The following is a 16,444-nucleotide window of genomic DNA, read 5'->3' as shown; positions in this document are numbered from 1 at the left end:
GGAGCTTTCCATGTCCCGCCTCGTCTACGTCCTCAACGGCCCGAACCTGAACCTGCTCGGCAAGCGCCAGCCGCATATCTACGGCTCGGAAACCCTGGCCGATGTCGAGGATGCCTGCCGGGCACTGGGCAAGGAGCTCGACCTCGAGATCCGCTTCCACCAGTCGAACCGCGAATACGAGATCATCGACTGGATCCATGAAGCCCGCGAGCAGGCGGTCGGCATCGTCATCAACCCCGGCGCCTTCACCCACACCTCGGTCGCGATCCTCGACGCGCTCAACGCCTTTGACGGCACGGTGATCGAGTGCCACATCTCGAATGTGCACAAGCGCGAGAGCTTCCGGCACCATTCCTATGTCTCACTGCGCGCCGACGGCGTCATCGCCGGCTTCGGCACGCAGGGCTATCTGCTCTCGCTGCGCCGGGTCGCCAAGCTCGCCGACGAGAAGAAGGCCTGAACCGCCCATGACTCCGGTAAAGCTTGCCGTCATCGGCGCCGGGCTGATCGGCCGGCGCCATGCCGAGCATGTCGCGGCCGAGTCGCGCGCCGTGCTGTCGGCGGTGGTCGATCCGACAACGGCGGGACGTGCGGTCGCGGCAGCGCTGGGCGCACCCTGGTTTCCGTCCTTCGCCGAGATGCTGGCGGCCGATCAGCCCGACGGCGTGATCATCGCGACGCCGAACCAGCTCCATGTCCGCAACGGGCTGGAGGCGGTCGAGGCCGGCATCCCGGCCATCGTCGAGAAGCCGCTGGCCGATGACCTCGCCGAGGGTGAGCGCCTGGTCGCGGCGGCAGAGAAGGCCGGCGTGCCACTGCTCACCGGCCATCACCGGCGCTACAACCCGATGATCCGCAAGGCCAAGGAGATCGTCGATTCCGGCCGACTCGGCCGTGTGCTGGCGCTGAGCGGGCACTTCTGGCTGATGAAGCCCGATGATTACTTCGAAGCCGACTGGCGGCGCGAGAAGGGCGCAGGGCCGATCCTGCTCAACCTGATCCACGATGTCGACCTGTTCCGCTATCTCTGCGGCGAGGTCGTCTCGGTGCAGGCGCACGCCTCCAACGCCGTGCGCAGCCATGCGGTCGAGGAGACCGCCGCCATCCTCCTGCGCTTCGCCAATGGCGTGCTCGGCACGGTCACGGTGTCCGACTCGATCGTGGCGCCGTGGAGCTGGGAGATGACGACGGGCGAGAACCCGGTCTACCCGCAACAGGACCAGTCCTGCTACCAGATCGGCGGCACGCACGGCTCGTTGACCATCCCGCAGCTCGAAATCTGGTCCAACCCGGTTAAGCGCAGTTGGTGGGAGCCGCTGGTACGCGAGCGGGTTCCTGTCGTGCAGGAAGACCCGCTCCGGGTCCAGATCAGGCATTTCTGCGACGTCATCCGCAAGGGCGTGACACCGATCGCTTCGGGACGCGAAGGCCTGAACACGCTGAAGGTGATCGCAGCCGTGCAGCGCTCTGCCGAAACCGGCGCCATGGTCGAGCTCGGCTGATAGCTAGTAGTGGAAGGTCCAGAGCAGGCTTTCGCTCAAGCCCTTCAGCGCCTCGACCGCATCGGGGCGCTCACGCGCCAGCGTGGTGATCAAAGCGTCGGCCACAGCGAAGGCGGCGGTCGGCGAGTTGGGCAGGAAGCTGTTGCGGGCCGGGGCGTACAAGGTCATGTCGGCCAGCGGAACCAGCGGCGATGACGGCCCGTCGGTCAGCGCGATCAGGATGGCGCCGCGCTTCTTGGTGAACCTGGCGAGCTCCAGCGTGGCGCGCGAATAGCGCGGCAGCGAGATCGCGATGACGACGTCCTTCGGTCCCGTCGAGAGCATGTGGCGGACGGCGCGCTCCGGCCCGCCGCGCGAGGAGGCGAAGACGACATCGGCGTCGAGATAGAGCGCGAGCCCATCCTCGAGGAAGGCGCCGACGTAATGGCTCGCGCCCGAGCCGACGATGAAGATGCGGCGCGCCTTCAAAAGCAGGGTGATGGCGCGGTTGACCGTCTCCTCCTCCAGAGTCGCGATCGCCTCGTCGAGATTGGCGGCCTCGCCCTTCAGCGTCGTCGTCATGGTCGCGAAGACCGAACCGGCCGCGGCGCGGGCGTCGGCGAGGCCCTCCACCGGTCCCATCGCGACCTTCAGCGCCGTCGACAGCGCCGCGCGGAAATCGCCATAATTGCGGTAGCCCAGCGCCCGGACGAAGCGGGTCACGGTCGCGGTCGACGTGCCGCTCTTTTCGGCCAGCCCTTCGATCGTCACGGTCGCGGAATCGAGCGGGCTCTGCAGCACGAAGTCCGCCACCTTGCGATGCCCCTCGCTCAGCGACGGGTAGACCTGGGCGATGCGGTTGGCGAGGTCCGTCGTCGGCTTCAGGGCGCGTGACATGGCTCTCCCACAGATTGACGTCGGATCATTTTCATGTTTGCTACCGCGTGAAAATAAAGCTGTCAAAACGACCAGCTACGGGAACGGAGACGGACTGATGCGTCAGCGTGTGCTCATCACCATTCTGCTCGGCGCCAGCATGCTGAGCGCGCCGGCCATGGCGCAGAGCCTGCGCATCGCGCTCGCCTCCGAGCCGACCGCGGTCGACCCGCATTATCACGACCTCACCCCCAACAACGCGCTCGCCCAGCACATCTTCGACAATCTCGTGCGGCAGGACGAGAAGCAGGCACTGCAGCCGGGCCTCGCCACCTCCTGGGAGAATGACGGCAAGAACCGCTGGACCTTCAAGCTGCGCCAGGGCGTCAAGTTCACCAACGGCCAGACCTTCGGGGCGCAGGACGTGGTCTTCACCTTCTGCCGCACGCTGAAGAATGAGACCAAGGTCTCCGATTCCTTCGCCGACATCACCGGCAATTTCGCCAAGGTCGAGACGCCCGACGCCAACACCTTGATCATCGAGACCAAGGAGCCGGAGCCGCTGCTGCCGACGCTGCTGTCGGGCCTGCCGATCCTCTCCGCCTCGATCGTGCAGCACGACACCATCAGCTACGATATCGCCAAGAACTGCGGCGTCACCGGTCCCTGGCCGGCGGTCAACAACTTCAATGACGGCTCGATGGCCATCGGCACCGGGCCGTACAAGCTGAAGTCCTATGTGCGGGGCTCGTCGATCGAGCTCGAGCGCAACCCCGACCATTGGGGTGGGCAGCAGCCCTGGGCGAGCGTGCGCTTCCTGCCGGTGACCAATGCGGGCCCGCGCCTCGCCGGCCTGCTTGCCGGCGATTACGACGTGATCGAGAACCCGGCCGCGCGCGATCTCGGCCGCATCAAGGGCGACAAGCGCTTCGGCCATGTCATCACGCCCTCGACCCGGGTGATCTATTTCCAGCTCGATGTCGCCCGCGATGAGAGCCCCTTCGTCAAGACGCCCGACGGCAAGAATCCGCTGAAGGATGCGCGCGTGCGCAAGGCGATGTCGCTCGCCATCGACCGCGAGGCGATCGTCAAGCGCATCATGGATGGCGCCGCCGAGTCGGCCTACCAGTACCTGCCGACCGGCATGTTCGGCACGCTGCCGAACCCGCCCAAGCTCGCCTATGATCCCGCCGCAGCGAAGAAGCTGCTGGCCGAGGCCGGCTATCCCAATGGTTTCCAGCTGACGCTGTCCTCGACCAATGACCGCTACATCAACGACAGCCAGATCACCCAGGCGGTCGCGCAGTATCTGACCCAGATCGGCATCAAGGCCGAGGTCGACGCGATGACGCGGGCGATCTACTTCCCGCGCCGCGCCAAGAAGGAGTTCAGCGTCGCGATCGGCGGCTGGGGTTCGGCGACCGGCGAAGCCGCCTCCTTCCTGCGCCAGTGGCCGCCGACCCCGAACGAGGCCAAGACCCTCGGCGGCTCGAACTATGGCGGCTACAAGAACGATGAGTTCGACAAGGTGATCCGCGCCGCGGTCTCGACGCTCGACGACAAGAAGCGCGCCGAATTGCTGCAGCAGGCGATGAAGCTCGTCCTCGACGATGGCGCCTTCATCCCTCTCCACTTCGAAAGCGGCATCTGGGCCTTCAAGTCGGAGCTCGCCGTCGCCGGCCGCGCCGACCAGTTCATGCTCGCCATGTCGGTGAAGCCGGCGAAGTAAGCCGGCGATCACCCCTTCGAGGTTCGATGCATGACCGCCTATGTCCTGCAGCGGCTGATCCAGAGCGTGCTCGTGCTGCTCGCGGTCTCGGTCGTGGTCTTCTTCGCCGTCTACGGCATCGGCGACCCGATCGAGCTCCTGGTCTCGCCCTCGGCCAGTGCGGCCGAGCGCGAGGCGCTGATCCGCCGCCTGGGGCTCGACCTGCCGGTCTGGCAGCAATACCTGACCTTCATGGCCAATGCGTTGAAGGGCGATCTCGGCCGCTCCTTCGTGCATGGCGTGCCGGCGCTCCAGCTGATCCTGGCGCGCTTGCCGGCAACCTTCGAGCTCGTCCTGCTGGCAATGACGCTGGCGCTCGCCGCCGGCATCCCGCTCGGGCTGATGGTGGGCTTGAATCCGGACAGCCGGCGCGCCCGCATCGTCATGGCCGGAACCGTGCTCGGCTTCTCGCTGCCGAGTTTCTGGAAGGGCATGATGCTGATCCTGCTCTTTGCCGTGCTGCTCGGCTGGTTGCCGACGGCCGGGCGCGGCGAGACGGTCTCACTCCTCGGCGTCCAGACTAGCCTGCTGACCTTGGACGGGCTGCATCACATCGCCTTGCCGGCGCTCAACCTCGCGATTCCGAACCTCGCGCTGATCGTGCGCCTGGTCGCCGCCGGCACCGCCGAGACGATGACGCAGGACTATGTGAAATACGCCCGGGCCAAGGGCGTCCGGCCCAAGCGCATCGTCAACCGGCATGTGCTGCGCAACATCCTGATCCCGGTCGTCACCGTGGTCGGCGTCGAATTCGGCAGCCTTGTCGCCTTCTCGACCATCACCGAGACCGTCTTCGCCTGGCCGGGCATGGGCAAGCTGCTGATCGACTCGGTCTACCAGCTCGATCGCCCGGTGGTCGTCGCCTATGTCCTCTTGGCGACGCTGCTCTTCGTCACCGTCAACTTCCTGGTCGACGTGCTCTATGCCGCGCTCGACCCGCGGGTGAAGCTCGCCGGAGAGCAGGCATGAGTCTCGACGCTCCCCGCCTCGCCGGCCCCGCGCAGGCCGATACGCCCTTGCGTGAGAAGGTGCTGCGCCGCCTGCGCAACCGCCCGACGACGCGCGGCGCCGTGATCCTGCTGGGGATCATGGTGCTGCTCGCCTTGCTCGCGCCGGTGATCGCGCCGCAGAACCCGCATGACCTCGCCTCTCTCAGCGTGATGGACAACCGGTTGGCGCCCGGCGAACAGGGCATGGCCGGCTTCAGCTACTGGCTCGGCAGCGACGCACAGGGCCGCGATATGCTCAGCGCCATCCTCTATGGCCTGCGTACCAGCCTGCTCGTCGGGCTTGCCTCCACGGTTGGGGCGCTCACCATCGGCATCATGGCCGGGCTCGCCGCGGCGCAGTTCGGCGGCGTGGTCGATGCCGTGCTGATGCGCATCGTCGACTTCATGCTCGGCTTCCCCTCGATCCTGGTCGCGCTGGTCCTGCTCGCCTCGATCGGGCGCGGCGTCGACAAGGTCATCCTCGCCATCGTGCTGGTGCAGTGGGCACAGTATGCTCGCCTGATGCGGGCGGCGGCGTTGGTCGAGCGGCGCAAGGAATATATCGAGGCGGCCGTGAATTTCGGCCTGCCGACGCGGCACATCATGCTGGCGCATCTCCTGCCGAACTCTGTCGGCGCCGTGCTCGTCGTCGCCTCGATCAGCATCGCCTCGGCGATCACGCTGGAAGCGACGCTCTCCTTCCTCGGTGTCGGCGTGCCGGTGACGCAGCCCTCGCTCGGCCTTTTGATCGCCAACGGCTTCGAGTTCCTGCTCTCCGGCGAATACTGGATCGCCGTTTTCCCCGGCATCGCGCTGGTGCTCCTGATCATGTCGCTCAACCTCGTCGGCGACCGCCTGCGCCGCAGCTTCAACGTGCGCGCATGAGCCAAGCCCCTCTCCTTTCCGTACGCGGCCTCAAGACCGTGTTCCATGCGCAGGACGGCGCCTGGCCGGCGGTCGACGGCGTCGATTTCAGCGTCGCCAAGGGCGAGGTGCTCGGCCTTGTCGGCGAGTCCGGCTCGGGCAAATCGGTGACCGGCTTCTCGCTGGTGCAACTGATCGACCCGCCGGGCGAGGTCGTTGCCGGCGAGATCCTGTTCGACGGCATCGACCTGCGCGCCGCTTCCGAGGAACGCCTGCGCCAATTGCGCGGCGACCGCATCGCGATGATCTTCCAGGATCCGCTGATGACGCTGAATCCGGTGCTCAGCATCGGCGAGCAGATGAGCGAGGCGATCCTCGAGCATCGCGACTGCAGCCGGCAGGAAGCGCTCGCCAAGGCGGCGAAGGCGCTGGCGCGGGTCGGCATCTCCTCGCCTGAGACGCGGTTGAAACAGTTCCCGCACGAATTCTCCGGCGGCATGCGCCAGCGCGTCGCGATCGCGACCGCGCTCCTCAACGACCCCGACCTGATCATCGCCGACGAGCCGACCACGGCGCTCGACGTCACCATCCAGGCGCAGATCCTCTATGAGGTGCAGAAGCTCTCGCGCGAGACCGGCGCCGCCGTGATCTGGATCACCCACGACCTCGCCGTGGTCGCCGAGCTCGCCGACCGGGTGGCGGTTATGTATGCCGGCCGTATCGTCGAGATCGGCGAGGTCGAGACCGTGCTCGACCGGCCGCGCCACCCCTATACGCTCGGCCTGCTCAACTCCTCGGCGACGATGGTCGAAGTCGGCGAGCGCCTGCATCAGATCGACGGTGTCGCCCCGCGCATCGACTCGCGCCCTTCAGGCTGCCCGTTCCGGCCGCGCTGTGAGCGAGCTTTGCCGGTCTGTGCCGACAGCGATCCGCAGCCGCTGCCGCATGACGGCCGCACCCTGCGCTGTCACAACCCCGTGCCGGACCGGGTGGCGGCATGAGCGAGCCCCTGTTCGAACTGCGCGGCGTCCGCAAATACTTCCGCGGCAAGGCCAATCTCGCCGAGCGCATCCTGACGGCCGTCGGCCGGCATGCGCCACCTTCGACCCTGAAGGCGGTCGATGGCGTCGATCTCAGCGTCAGGAAGGGTGAGGTGCTCGGCCTCGTCGGCGAATCCGGCTGCGGAAAATCGACGCTGGCGCGCATCGCCACCGGCATCCTGCCGCCGACCGAGGGCGAGGTCTTCTACAAGGGCCGCTCGGCCGCGGCCCTGAAGGGCAAGGAGCGGCTCGATTATCTGCTCAAGGTGCAGATGATCTTCCAGGACCCTTACGCCTCACTCGATCCGCGCATGCGGGTCAGCCGCATCGTCGGCGAGGCGCTTGCGGTCCACAAGCTCGTGCCGAAGGCGGAGCTCGACGGCGCGGTCGACCGGGCGCTGACCGAGGTCGGGCTCGATCTCGCCTATCGCGAGCGCTACCCACACCAGTTCTCCGGCGGCCAGCGCCAGCGCATCGGCATCGCCCGCGCGCTCGCGGTGAAGCCCGATTTCCTGGTCTGCGACGAGCCGGTCTCGGCGCTCGACGTCTCGATCCAGGCGCAGGTGATCAACCTGTTCATGGATATCCGCGCGCGACACGGGCTGACCTATCTTTTCGTCAGCCATGATCTCGGCCTGGTCCGCCATATCAGCGACCGCGTCGCGATCATGTATCTCGGCCGCATCGTCGAGATCGGCAGCGCGACCGCGATCTTCGCCGAGCCGGCGCATCCCTATAGCGCCGCGCTGATCAAGGCGATCCCCTCGGCAGAGCGGCGCAAAAGCAGCTTCCAGCCGCTCAAGGGCGAGTTGCCTTCGCCGCTGGCCCCGCCGCCTGGCTGCCCCTTCCACCCGCGCTGCGAGCACGCCATGGCGGTCTGCCGCGAGGTCCGCCCGGAGCTCACGGAAGTCGCACCCGGCCGCAGCGCCGCCTGCCACCTGCACAGCATCGCGAAGGCCGCATGACCACACTCGTTCTCGATCCGCCGCAGGGCCGAAGCGCCCTGCCTTTCGTCGACGCTCGCCATCCGCAGCGCCCGCTCGAGGTCAACTTCTACCGGCCGGCGCGGCACCGCCCGGACGACGAGGTCGTCTTCGTCCAGCACGGCATGCTGCGCAATGGTGACGACTACCGCGACTTCTGGATCGACGCCGCCGAGACGCACAACCTGCTGATCGTCGCGCCAACCTTCGGCAACGAACATTTTCCGCAGGCGGAGGGTTACAATAACGGCCTGCTCCTCAGTGAGGACGGCGCAATCGCCCCGCAGGACGGCTGGCTCTACGCCGTGCCGGCCCGCGTGCTGGCGGCGCTGCGCAAGGCCGGCGTCATCAAGCGCGACAAGGTCAAACTGTTCGGCCATTCCGCAGGAGGCCAATTCGTCCACCGTCTGCTGGCAACGCAAGAGCACACGCCGTTCGAGACCGCCTTTGCCGCCAATTCCGGCTGGTACACGCTGCCGACGCTGGAACGGCGCTTCCCGGAAGGGCTCGATGGACTCGGGCTCGGTGAGACGGAACTAGCGCGCTGGCTGGCCTGGCCGATGGTGATCTTCGCCGGCGACCAGGACATCGTCACCAGCGATCCGAACTTGCCGGCGCAAGCAGAGGCGCTGGCGCAGGGACCGATGCGCTATGCCCGCGCCCATTTCATGCTCGACTTCGCCAAGGCCGAAGCGGCCAAGCGGGGCCTGCCCTGCAACTGGTCGCTGATCACCGTGCCGGGCATCGGCCATGACGGAGCCGCGATGTCGCGCGCCGCAGCGGCCTGGTGGTACGAAGGCCGCATCCCGTCGGTCGAGGAGCTGAAGCCGGAGGCGACTGCCGTCGCCTGAGCCACCGAGCTGAAGACTGTTCGTAGTTTACATTTACTATAGTATAAAACTGAGACTGCGCAGTGCATACCACACTCCTGGCAAGCAAATCCGGTAGACACTTTCGGGCTTTTCGGTAAGAAACAAAGCATCGGCCGGCTCAAGCTGGCCGATGCTTCAGCTTCCACCGAAACTCGATATCATGATCCGCTCCAGCACGCCTTTCTCCGCCGGGGTCCTCGCCGGTGGCCTCGCCCTCGCATTGCTGACCTCTCCCGCGCTCGCCCAGCGCGAGCCGCCAGCGACCGAACAGGTCGAGGAGACCGAGCCGCAGGCTGAGCCGACGCCGCGGGCTCCGGCCACCCGCCCGGCTCCTCCTGCGGCACGACCTGCCCCTGCGGCTCGCCCGGCGGCAACCAACCCACCTGCGCGTCCCGCCAGCCCGCCCACACGTCCCGCCACAGCGCAGGCGCCGGCCGCCGCACCGACCGTGAGCCAGCCCGCCGCCCCAGGCTCGCAACTGCCGAACGGCGCTTCGGCGGTGAACGAGGTCTATGGCGACTGGACCGTCGACTGCCGCATCAATGATGGCCAGAAGCTCTGCGTGCTGACCCAGTCGCAAGGCGACAGCCGCACCAATCAGCGCGTCTTTGCGATCGAGCTGCGCGCACCGAAGGATGGCCGCGCCGAGGGCACGATCCTGATGCCGTTTTGGCTCAAGCTCGAGAACGGCGCCGTGCTCAAGCTCGACGAGAGGGATCTCGGCCAGGGCCTGCGCTTCTCGACCTGCACGCCCTCGGGCTGCCTGCTGCCGATCTCGTTCCCGACCGTCGCGACCAACGCGATGAAGGGCGGCAAGACGCTGACCGCAGCCGCGCTCAACCTGTCGAACAACGAGATCGTCTCGTTCAACATCGCGCTGAACGGCTTCGGCCCGGCACTCGACCGGCTGGTGCAGCTGGCGAATTGACGAGCAAATCGTCGCGGCGCCCTACGCCGCGACGGCTTATGATCATGCTAGAGCGCGGTGCGACTACCGCCCCGAGCCATTGGTGCAGTTCATGAACGCCATGTGCGCGGCCGTGCCAACCCGGGCCGATCGCCAGACCTTGCGACCAGGGCGACCGGGATCATCAATGACCCGCCCGCCATTGCTCAGTGCGCAGTTGCAGGAGCGCTGATCCCTCATTCCACGGCATTCCGAATTGACGCCTTGCGCCGATGCAGGTCCAGACGAACCCAAAGCGATCAGCGCGGCACCGCCGAGCAGAAGAGCAAGACGCATATCAAATCCCCCAAGCCGCAGCTCAGGGTTGCATGGCTTGGAGGCACGCGTCCATAGCCTTCACAAGGCTCGTTCCGAACGGGCGGCCTCTCAATCTCGCTGATCGATCAGTTGCCGGCGTCTCAGAGCTTCGCGCGAGGATCGTGCTTCGCCAGGCGGCCGAGCAGGTAGTCGACCTCGGCCTTGGCCGCGGCGGTGAGGCCCGGCCCCGGCTTGCGCTGGGCGTCGCTCGCCAGGATGCCACGCTTCATCATCACGTATTTGCGCACGGCGAGGCCGACGCCCTGCTGCTGCTCATAGCGCAGCAGCGGCAGGTGCGCGTCGAAGATGTCATGCGCGTCGTCGCGGCGGCCGGCCTTGCTCGCCTTGACCACGTCGATCAGCAGCTCCGGGAAGGCATAGCCGGTGTTGGCGCCGTCGGCGCCGCGCTCCATCTCGAAATCGAGGAAGAGCCCGCCATTGCCGGTCAGGATCGCGACCCGGCGCAGGGAGCCCTCGGCCTCGAACTTGCGCAGCGTCGAGATCTTCTCGAGGCCCGGCCAATCCTCGTGCTTCAGCATCACGCAGGACGGGTTGTCCTGGATGATCTTGCGGATCACGGCCGGCGTCATCACCACCGAGAGCGTCAGCGGATAGTCCTGGATGACGAAGGGGATGTCGGTACCGATCGCCTCGACGGCCTGCGCGTAGTAACCCGTGATCTGGTCGTCGGTGCGCAGGTTCGTCGGCGGGGCGATCATCACGCCGCCGGCGCCCAATTCCATGACCTGCCGCGCCAGCGAGCGCATCGCCGCAAAGCCCGGCGCCGAAACGCCGACGATGATCGGCTTGCCGCCCATCTTGGCCACGGCGCGCTTGACCAGGCCGAGCGATTCCTCCGGCTCGAGCTTGGGCGCCTCGCCCATGATGCCGAGCACGGTGACGCCGTCCGAGCCGATGCCGTGATAGAACTCGAAGAGCCGGTCGGCCGAATTCCAGTCGACGCTGCCGTCCGGATTGAACGGGGTCGGCGCGATCGGGAAGACGCCGGAGGCTTCGGTGGTCAGACGCATGTTAGTTTCCTTAAGCCAGCCGGATCAGACGATCCTGGTGCGGACAATGCCGACACCCGCGATCATGCCTTCGAGCAGATCGCCCTTGACGACGGCGGCGACGCCCTCCGGCGTGCCGGTCATGATCAGGTCGCCGGGCGCCAGCGTGACGAAATTGGAGAGATACGCGATCGTTTCCGGCACGTTCCAGATCATCTTGGCGAGATCGGAGCTCTGGCGCACTGCGTCGTTGACCTTGAGCTCGATCAGCCCCTTGTCGGGATGGCCGGCCTTGGCAGCCGGAACGATCTCGCCGATCGGCGCCGAGGCATCGAAGCCCTTGCCCATATCCCAGGGTTTGCCAGCCTTCTTGGCGGCGCCCTGCAGGTCGCGGCGGGTCATGTCGAAGCCGGCGGCATAGCCGAAGACATGGGAGAGCGCGTCGGCTTCGGCGATGTCCTTGCCGCCCTTCCCGATCGCGACGACGAGCTCCATCTCGTGATGCAGGTCGGCGGTCTTGGGCGGATAAGGCATGTCGGCGCCGCCGGTCAGCACGGCGTCGGATGGCTTGGTGAAGAAGAACGGCTCCTCGCGATCGGGATCGCCGCCCATCTCGCGGGTGTGCTCGGCGTAGTTGCGGCCGACGCAGAAGATGCGGCGCACCGGGAAGAGCCCGCCCCCGACCACCGGGATGACGGCAACCTTCGGCGGATCGATGACATAGCTGGACATGGCGGCGCCCCGTTCGAGAAATACGGGAGCGTTCATGCGGGAGCTAGGCTGCTTCGGCAAGGGTCTTACGCCGCTTGGTGGGGCTGCGTTGCGGTCATCTGCGGCGGCGACAATAGAAGCGCGGGATCCCTCTCCTCTAAGGAGAGGGTAGGGTGAGGTGTAAGCGGCTCGACCAGCTTCACGAGCGCTCACCGCCCGGTCGGCTTCCGGCTAACGCTTCAAGTCCGAACGCCTCACCCCTGCCCCTCTCCTTCCAGGAGAGGGGTTCCCCGCGCCCTATTCGTCGATCACAGCGCCTTCGGCAGGTCCGGCACCTTGTAGGCGGTGGTCGCCTTGATCCGTTCCATGGCAAAGCGCGAGGTGACGTTCTTGAGCGGAATCGTCTCGATCAGCTTCTTGTAGAAGGTGTCGTAGGCGGCCATGTCGGCGACCACGACGCGCAGCATGTAATCGACGTCGCCGGCCATCCGATAGAATTCGATCACCTCCGGCATCGCTGCGACGCTCTGGGCGAACTTCTCCAGCCAGGGGCCGGAATGATCGGCCGTCTCGATCTGGACGAAGACGGTGAGCCCCAGCCCGATCTTCTCGGGCGCCACCAACGCGACGCGCTTGATGATCACACCGGTCTGCTCGAGGCGCTGGATGCGCTTCCAGCAGGGTGTCTGCGACAACCCGACCCGATCGGCGAGCTCCGCGATCGAGATATTGGAGTCTGCCTGCAACACAGTCAGAATCTTGCGATCAATGGCGTCCATCTCTCGATCCATAATGATGGAGAAAATTCCTTTTGCCAGAGTTAGGCAATGGAGAATTTTCTTCTTTTTGAAGGGCTCAGCTTGTATTTAGATAGAAAATCCTTTTATCAAACGTCAATAGGCTAGATATCACGCGCCATCTGGGGAAATACGATTATGGATCGCCGCCAGTTCCTGCTCGCCGGCTCTTCGCTCGCCGCCGCGATGCCCTTGGCCGCCGCGCCCTTCACTGCGGCCCGCGCTCAGGAGGCCGTCCCCGCCCGCATCGGCTACATCCCAGTTATCGGCACGGCGCCGATCTTCGTCGCCAATGGCGAGGGCTGGCTGAAGCAGGCCGGCATCACGCCGACGTTCACGGTGTTCGAATCCGGCCCGAACATGATCCAGGCGCTCGCCTCGGGCACGATCGACCTTTATGTCGCCGGCGTCGCCCCGCTCGCCGTCGCCCGCTCGCGCGGCGTCGACATCCGCGTCGTCGCCTCGACCGCGACCGGCGAGAACGTCTTCGTCGCCGCCCCGGCCCTGGCGAAGTTCTTCACGGCAGGAACGAGCGCCGCAGCCGCCTTCAAGGCGCACAAGGCCGCAACCGGCAAGCCGGCGCGCCTCGCCACCCAGCCGGCCGGCTCGGTGCCCAATACGGTGCTGCAATACTGGCTCTGGGAGGTTGCCAAGGCCGACAAGGCCGATATCGAGGTGGTGCCGATGGGCATCGACGCGACGCAGCAGGCGGTGCTCGCCGGCGCCGTCGAGGGCGCGATCGTGCGCGAGCCGGCACTGACCATCATCCAGACCCGCAATCCCGGCATCAAGCTCATCGCCGGCGGTGAGGACGTCTTCCCAGGCCAGCCCGGTACGGTCGTCGCCGTCTCCGGCGCCTTCGCCACCAAGAACGCCGCCGCCGTGCAGGGGCTGGTGTCCGGCCTGGTCAAGGCCGCCGAGGTGCTGGTCAAGACGCCCGCCAAGGCCGCGCCCCATGTCGGCGCCGCGCTCGGCAAGGGCATCGTCGACCCAGCCCTGATCGAGAAGGCGCTGGTCTCGCCGGCGACGAGGTTCGAGATCGACCCGCGCAAGATCATCGAGCCGGCGCGCGCCATGCAGGCCTATCAGGTCAAGCTCGGCTCGCTGGAAAAGGAACTTCCGTTCGACGGCCTGTTCGAGACGCAGTATTACGAGCGCGCGATCAAGGGCTAACGGGGCTACAGACTTGCGTTCACTGCGGGCTCCGGCCCTCGCCCTGACGGGCCTCGTCGCCTTCCTCTTGCTGTGGGAGGCGATTCCTTATTTCGGCCTGGTCAATCCGGCCTTCCTGCCGGGGCCGAGCGCCCTGCCGAACGCGTTCCTGCGCGAAGTGAAGTCCGGCGCCTGGCTCACGGCCATCATGGGCTCGCTCGGCCACTACTTCATCGGCCTCTTCACCGGCGCGGGCCTCGGCATCGCGCTCGGCGTGCTGACCGGCATGTCGAGGATCGCCGAGGAGACGACGGCCTGGGTTGTCCGGCTGCTGCGTCCGATTCCCGGCCTCGCCTGGGTGCCGTTCGCGATCATCTGGTTCGGCGTCAACCCGCAGGCAGCGGTGTTCATCATCGCGATCGGCGTGTTCTGGATCGTCTTCTTCGCAGCACAGGGCGCGATCCGCGGCGTCGACCGCGACCTGATCGAGGTCGCCCACGCCTTCGGCTTCCGCTCGCCGCTCCAGCGCCTCACCAAGATCCTGCTGCCGGCGGCGATGCCCGGCATCCTCGTCGGCGTACGCACCGCGCTTGGCCAGGCCTGGATGGCGGTGGTCGCGGCCGAGATCTTCGGCGTCGCCGGCGTCGGCCAGCGCATGATGCAGGCCTCCAGCCTGCTCGCGACCGATCTCGTGGTGATCTACATGCTGACCATGGCGGCGCTCTACGGCTTGCTCGACACGCTGTTCGTCGCCTTCCAGGGATGGGTGCTGCGTTGGAAAGCGTGATCGACATCAAGGAGCTGTCGCTCACCTTCACCCGCGACGGCGAAGCGACCGAGGTGTTGCGCAAGCTCGACCTCAAGGTCACGCGCGGCGAGTTCCTCGCCATTGTCGGCCCGTCGGGCGTCGGCAAGTCCACCCTGCTGCGCGTCATCGCCGGCCTCGCTCGCCCGAGCGGCGGCGACGTCGTGATCAACGCCAAGGACAATACGAGGCGACCGGTCGCGCTGGTCTTCCAGGATTCGCGGCTGCTGCCCTGGCGCAAGGTGATCGCCAATGTCGGCTTCGGCCTCGAAGGCCAGAAACCCAGGGCCGAACGCTTCGCCAAGGCGCAGGAGACGCTCGATCTCGTCGGCCTCGGGCCCTTGGCCCAGCGCTGGCCGCACCAGCTCTCCGGTGGTCAGCGCCAGCGCGTCTCGCTGGCGCGGGCGCTCGCGGTCGAGCCCGAGATCCTGTTGATGGACGAGCCGTTCTCGGCGCTCGACGCCCTGACGCGCGAGACCCTGCAGGATGAACTGATCCGGGTCTGGCAGCGCACGGGCAAGACCGTGCTGTTCGTCACCCACGACATCGACGAGGCCGCCTATCTCGCCGACCGGGTCGTGGTGCTCTCGGGCGCACCGGGCCGCATCATCGCCGAACATCGGATTTCCGCTCCGCATCCGCGCCGACGCGGAGCCGAGACGGAAGCCGAGATCGTGCGGGCGGTGCGCGTCGACCTCGGCGCGGACATCGTTGCCGACGGCGCGGCTATCTAAAAAACGGCCTCCCGATGCGGGAGGCCGATGAGGGCGTTGCCTGTCGGCGCGGATTACCCGCCGAAGCCCTTCTTGATCTGGGCGACGGCGAAGTCCTGGGCTTCCTTGGCCTTGGCGACCACGGCATCCATGCCGAAGAACTCGTGCGTCACCCCGGCATAGAGCTGATGGGTGGTCTCGACGCCCGCTTCCTTGAGCTTGGCGACGATCATGTCGCCGTCAGACTTCAGCGGATCGATCTCGGCATTGATCACGGTCGTCGGCGGCAGGCCCTTCAAATCAGCCGCAACGAGGTGCAGTCGCGGATTCTGCCTGTCGGCATCGCCGCTGACTACATGCTTCACGAACCAGGCCAGCATCGGGGTGTTGAGCGGCTTGGCATTGGCCTGCTCCTTCTTCGACGGGGTCTCGAGGCTGGTCGTCGCGACCGGATAGACCGAGATGATCGCGACAGGCTTGGCCAGTCCCCGGTCGCGGGCGGCGATGGCGGTCGCGATCGCGAGATTGCCGCCGGCGCTCTCGCCGACCAGCGCGATCTTGCCGGGATTATAGCCCCAGCCCTGTGCGTTCTTCAGCACGTACTTATAGGCCTCGACCGCCTCGTCATGCGCTGCCGGGAACTTGTTCTCCGGCGCCAGCGGATAGTCGACCGAAACGACGGCGGCGCCGGTCTTCTTTGCCAGCGCCGACGGTGTGGCATCGTAGACATCGAGATCGGCGATCACCCAGCCGCCGCCGCGGAAGTAGACGATGATCGGAAGGTTCGACTCTTTCGTCGCGGTCTCGGGGACGTACCAGCGCAGGCGCAGATTTCCCATATCGGCAAGGCGCTGGTTCGAGACCTTCAACCCCGCGTGCGGCTTCACGTCGAGCTTCTTGTCCTTGATGAGCTTCATCACCGCGTCGGTCGGTGTCGGCTGCTTGCGTGCCTCGCCCGGCTCCAGGCTTTCGATCGGCTTAGGCTCCAGTGAGGCAAGCGCAGCAAGTACCTCGGCCATGTCGGCGTCGGGTTTGGACACCGTCGGCTGAACTGCCGGCGAGGGTGCCGGCGCAGTCTGCGCGTGTACGGGAATCATGGCGCTCGTGGCCAGGAACGCA

17 protein-coding genes are annotated in these 16,444 nt (G+C 66.6%); 12 read left to right on the top strand and 5 right to left on the bottom strand.

Annotation, left to right across the window (positions count from 1 at the left end):
• Positions 1–10 precede the first annotated feature (10 nt).
• Positions 11–460 (top strand): type II 3-dehydroquinate dehydratase, encoded by a 450-nt coding sequence (gene aroQ / locus QO058_RS19675; RefSeq protein WP_284167953.1) that lies wholly within the window; start codon positions 11–13, stop codon positions 458–460.
• A 7-nt stretch (positions 461–467) separates the two neighbouring features.
• On the top strand, positions 468–1,502 hold the full coding sequence (locus QO058_RS19670; RefSeq protein WP_284167952.1) for a Gfo/Idh/MocA family protein: 1,035 nt from the start codon (positions 468–470) through the stop codon (positions 1,500–1,502).
• Between the two features lie 3 nt (positions 1,503–1,505).
• Here QO058_RS19670 and QO058_RS19665 read toward each other — a convergent pair whose 3' ends face one another.
• Positions 1,506–2,378: a MurR/RpiR family transcriptional regulator gene (locus QO058_RS19665; RefSeq protein WP_284167951.1), complete on the bottom strand. Its 873-nt coding sequence runs from the start codon at positions 2,376–2,378 to the stop codon at positions 1,506–1,508.
• A 97-nt stretch (positions 2,379–2,475) separates the two neighbouring features.
• Here QO058_RS19665 and QO058_RS19660 point away from each other — a divergent pair, with 97 nt between their 5' ends.
• From QO058_RS19660 to QO058_RS19630, 7 genes are all read left to right on the top strand, one after another.
• Entirely contained in the window at positions 2,476–4,086 is a 1,611-nt protein-coding gene (locus QO058_RS19660) for an ABC transporter substrate-binding protein (RefSeq protein ID WP_284167950.1), read from the top strand.
• 30 nt (positions 4,087–4,116) lie between these two features.
• Positions 4,117–5,094 (top strand): ABC transporter permease, encoded by a 978-nt coding sequence (locus QO058_RS19655; protein WP_284167949.1) that lies wholly within the window; start codon positions 4,117–4,119, stop codon positions 5,092–5,094.
• Positions 5,091–5,999: an ABC transporter permease gene (locus QO058_RS19650; RefSeq protein WP_284167948.1), complete on the top strand. Its 909-nt coding sequence runs from the start codon at positions 5,091–5,093 to the stop codon at positions 5,997–5,999. Before QO058_RS19655 ends, QO058_RS19650 begins: the two co-directional genes overlap by 4 nt.
• A complete protein-coding gene (locus tag QO058_RS19645) occupies positions 5,996–6,979 on the top strand; it encodes an ABC transporter ATP-binding protein (protein WP_284167947.1) in 984 nt (327 codons plus the stop codon). Before QO058_RS19650 ends, QO058_RS19645 begins: the two co-directional genes overlap by 4 nt.
• Positions 6,976–7,983, top strand: coding sequence for an ABC transporter ATP-binding protein (locus QO058_RS19640; protein WP_284167946.1), 1,008 nt, complete (start codon positions 6,976–6,978; stop codon positions 7,981–7,983). Before QO058_RS19645 ends, QO058_RS19640 begins: the two co-directional genes overlap by 4 nt.
• Positions 7,980–8,852, top strand: coding sequence for an alpha/beta hydrolase family protein (locus tag QO058_RS19635; protein ID WP_284167945.1), 873 nt, complete (start codon positions 7,980–7,982; stop codon positions 8,850–8,852). The genes QO058_RS19640 and QO058_RS19635 overlap by 4 nt, the downstream gene beginning before the upstream one ends.
• A 181-nt stretch (positions 8,853–9,033) precedes the next feature.
• Positions 9,034–9,801: an invasion associated locus B family protein gene (locus QO058_RS19630; protein WP_284167944.1), complete on the top strand. Its 768-nt coding sequence runs from the start codon at positions 9,034–9,036 to the stop codon at positions 9,799–9,801.
• A gap of 437 nt (positions 9,802–10,238) precedes the next feature.
• On the opposite strand, the gene QO058_RS19625 is transcribed toward QO058_RS19630, so the two are convergent.
• From QO058_RS19625 to QO058_RS19615, 3 genes are all read right to left on the bottom strand, one after another.
• Positions 10,239–11,168: a dihydrodipicolinate synthase family protein gene (locus QO058_RS19625; RefSeq protein ID WP_284167943.1), complete on the bottom strand. Its 930-nt coding sequence runs from the start codon at positions 11,166–11,168 to the stop codon at positions 10,239–10,241.
• Positions 11,169–11,192: 24 nt separating this feature from the next.
• Positions 11,193–11,879 carry a fumarylacetoacetate hydrolase family protein gene (locus tag QO058_RS19620; RefSeq protein WP_284167942.1) on the bottom strand — a complete coding sequence of 229 codons (687 nt, stop codon included), beginning with the start codon at positions 11,877–11,879 and terminating at the stop codon, positions 11,193–11,195.
• 287 nt (positions 11,880–12,166) lie between these two features.
• Entirely contained in the window at positions 12,167–12,637 is a 471-nt protein-coding gene (locus tag QO058_RS19615; protein WP_284167941.1) for an Lrp/AsnC family transcriptional regulator, read from the bottom strand.
• A 204-nt stretch (positions 12,638–12,841) separates the two neighbouring features.
• Between QO058_RS19615 and QO058_RS19610 the strand changes: the two genes are divergently transcribed.
• Genes QO058_RS19610 through QO058_RS19600 form a run of 3 tightly spaced genes read left to right on the top strand, consistent with a single transcriptional unit; the run spans position 12,842 to position 15,346 of the window.
• Entirely contained in the window at positions 12,842–13,828 is a 987-nt protein-coding gene (locus QO058_RS19610; RefSeq protein WP_284172953.1) for an ABC transporter substrate-binding protein, read from the top strand.
• Positions 13,829–13,841: 13 nt separating this feature from the next.
• Positions 13,842–14,594 (top strand): ABC transporter permease, encoded by a 753-nt coding sequence (locus QO058_RS19605; RefSeq protein ID WP_284167940.1) that lies wholly within the window; start codon positions 13,842–13,844, stop codon positions 14,592–14,594.
• A complete protein-coding gene (locus QO058_RS19600) occupies positions 14,570–15,346 on the top strand; it encodes an ABC transporter ATP-binding protein (RefSeq protein ID WP_284167939.1) in 777 nt (258 codons plus the stop codon). Before QO058_RS19605 ends, QO058_RS19600 begins: the two co-directional genes overlap by 25 nt.
• A 53-nt stretch (positions 15,347–15,399) precedes the next feature.
• Here QO058_RS19600 and QO058_RS19595 read toward each other — a convergent pair whose 3' ends face one another.
• On the bottom strand, positions 15,400–16,365 hold the full coding sequence (locus QO058_RS19595) for an alpha/beta hydrolase (RefSeq protein ID WP_284167938.1): 966 nt from the start codon (positions 16,363–16,365) through the stop codon (positions 15,400–15,402).
• Positions 16,366–16,444: the final 79 nt, after the last annotated feature.

The sequence above is a fragment of the Bosea vestrisii genome, from assembly GCF_030144325.1.
In the GTDB taxonomy this organism is placed as follows: Bacteria; Pseudomonadota; Alphaproteobacteria; order Rhizobiales; family Beijerinckiaceae; genus Allobosea; species Allobosea vestrisii_A.
This window is presented reverse-complemented; position numbering and strand designations above follow the sequence as displayed.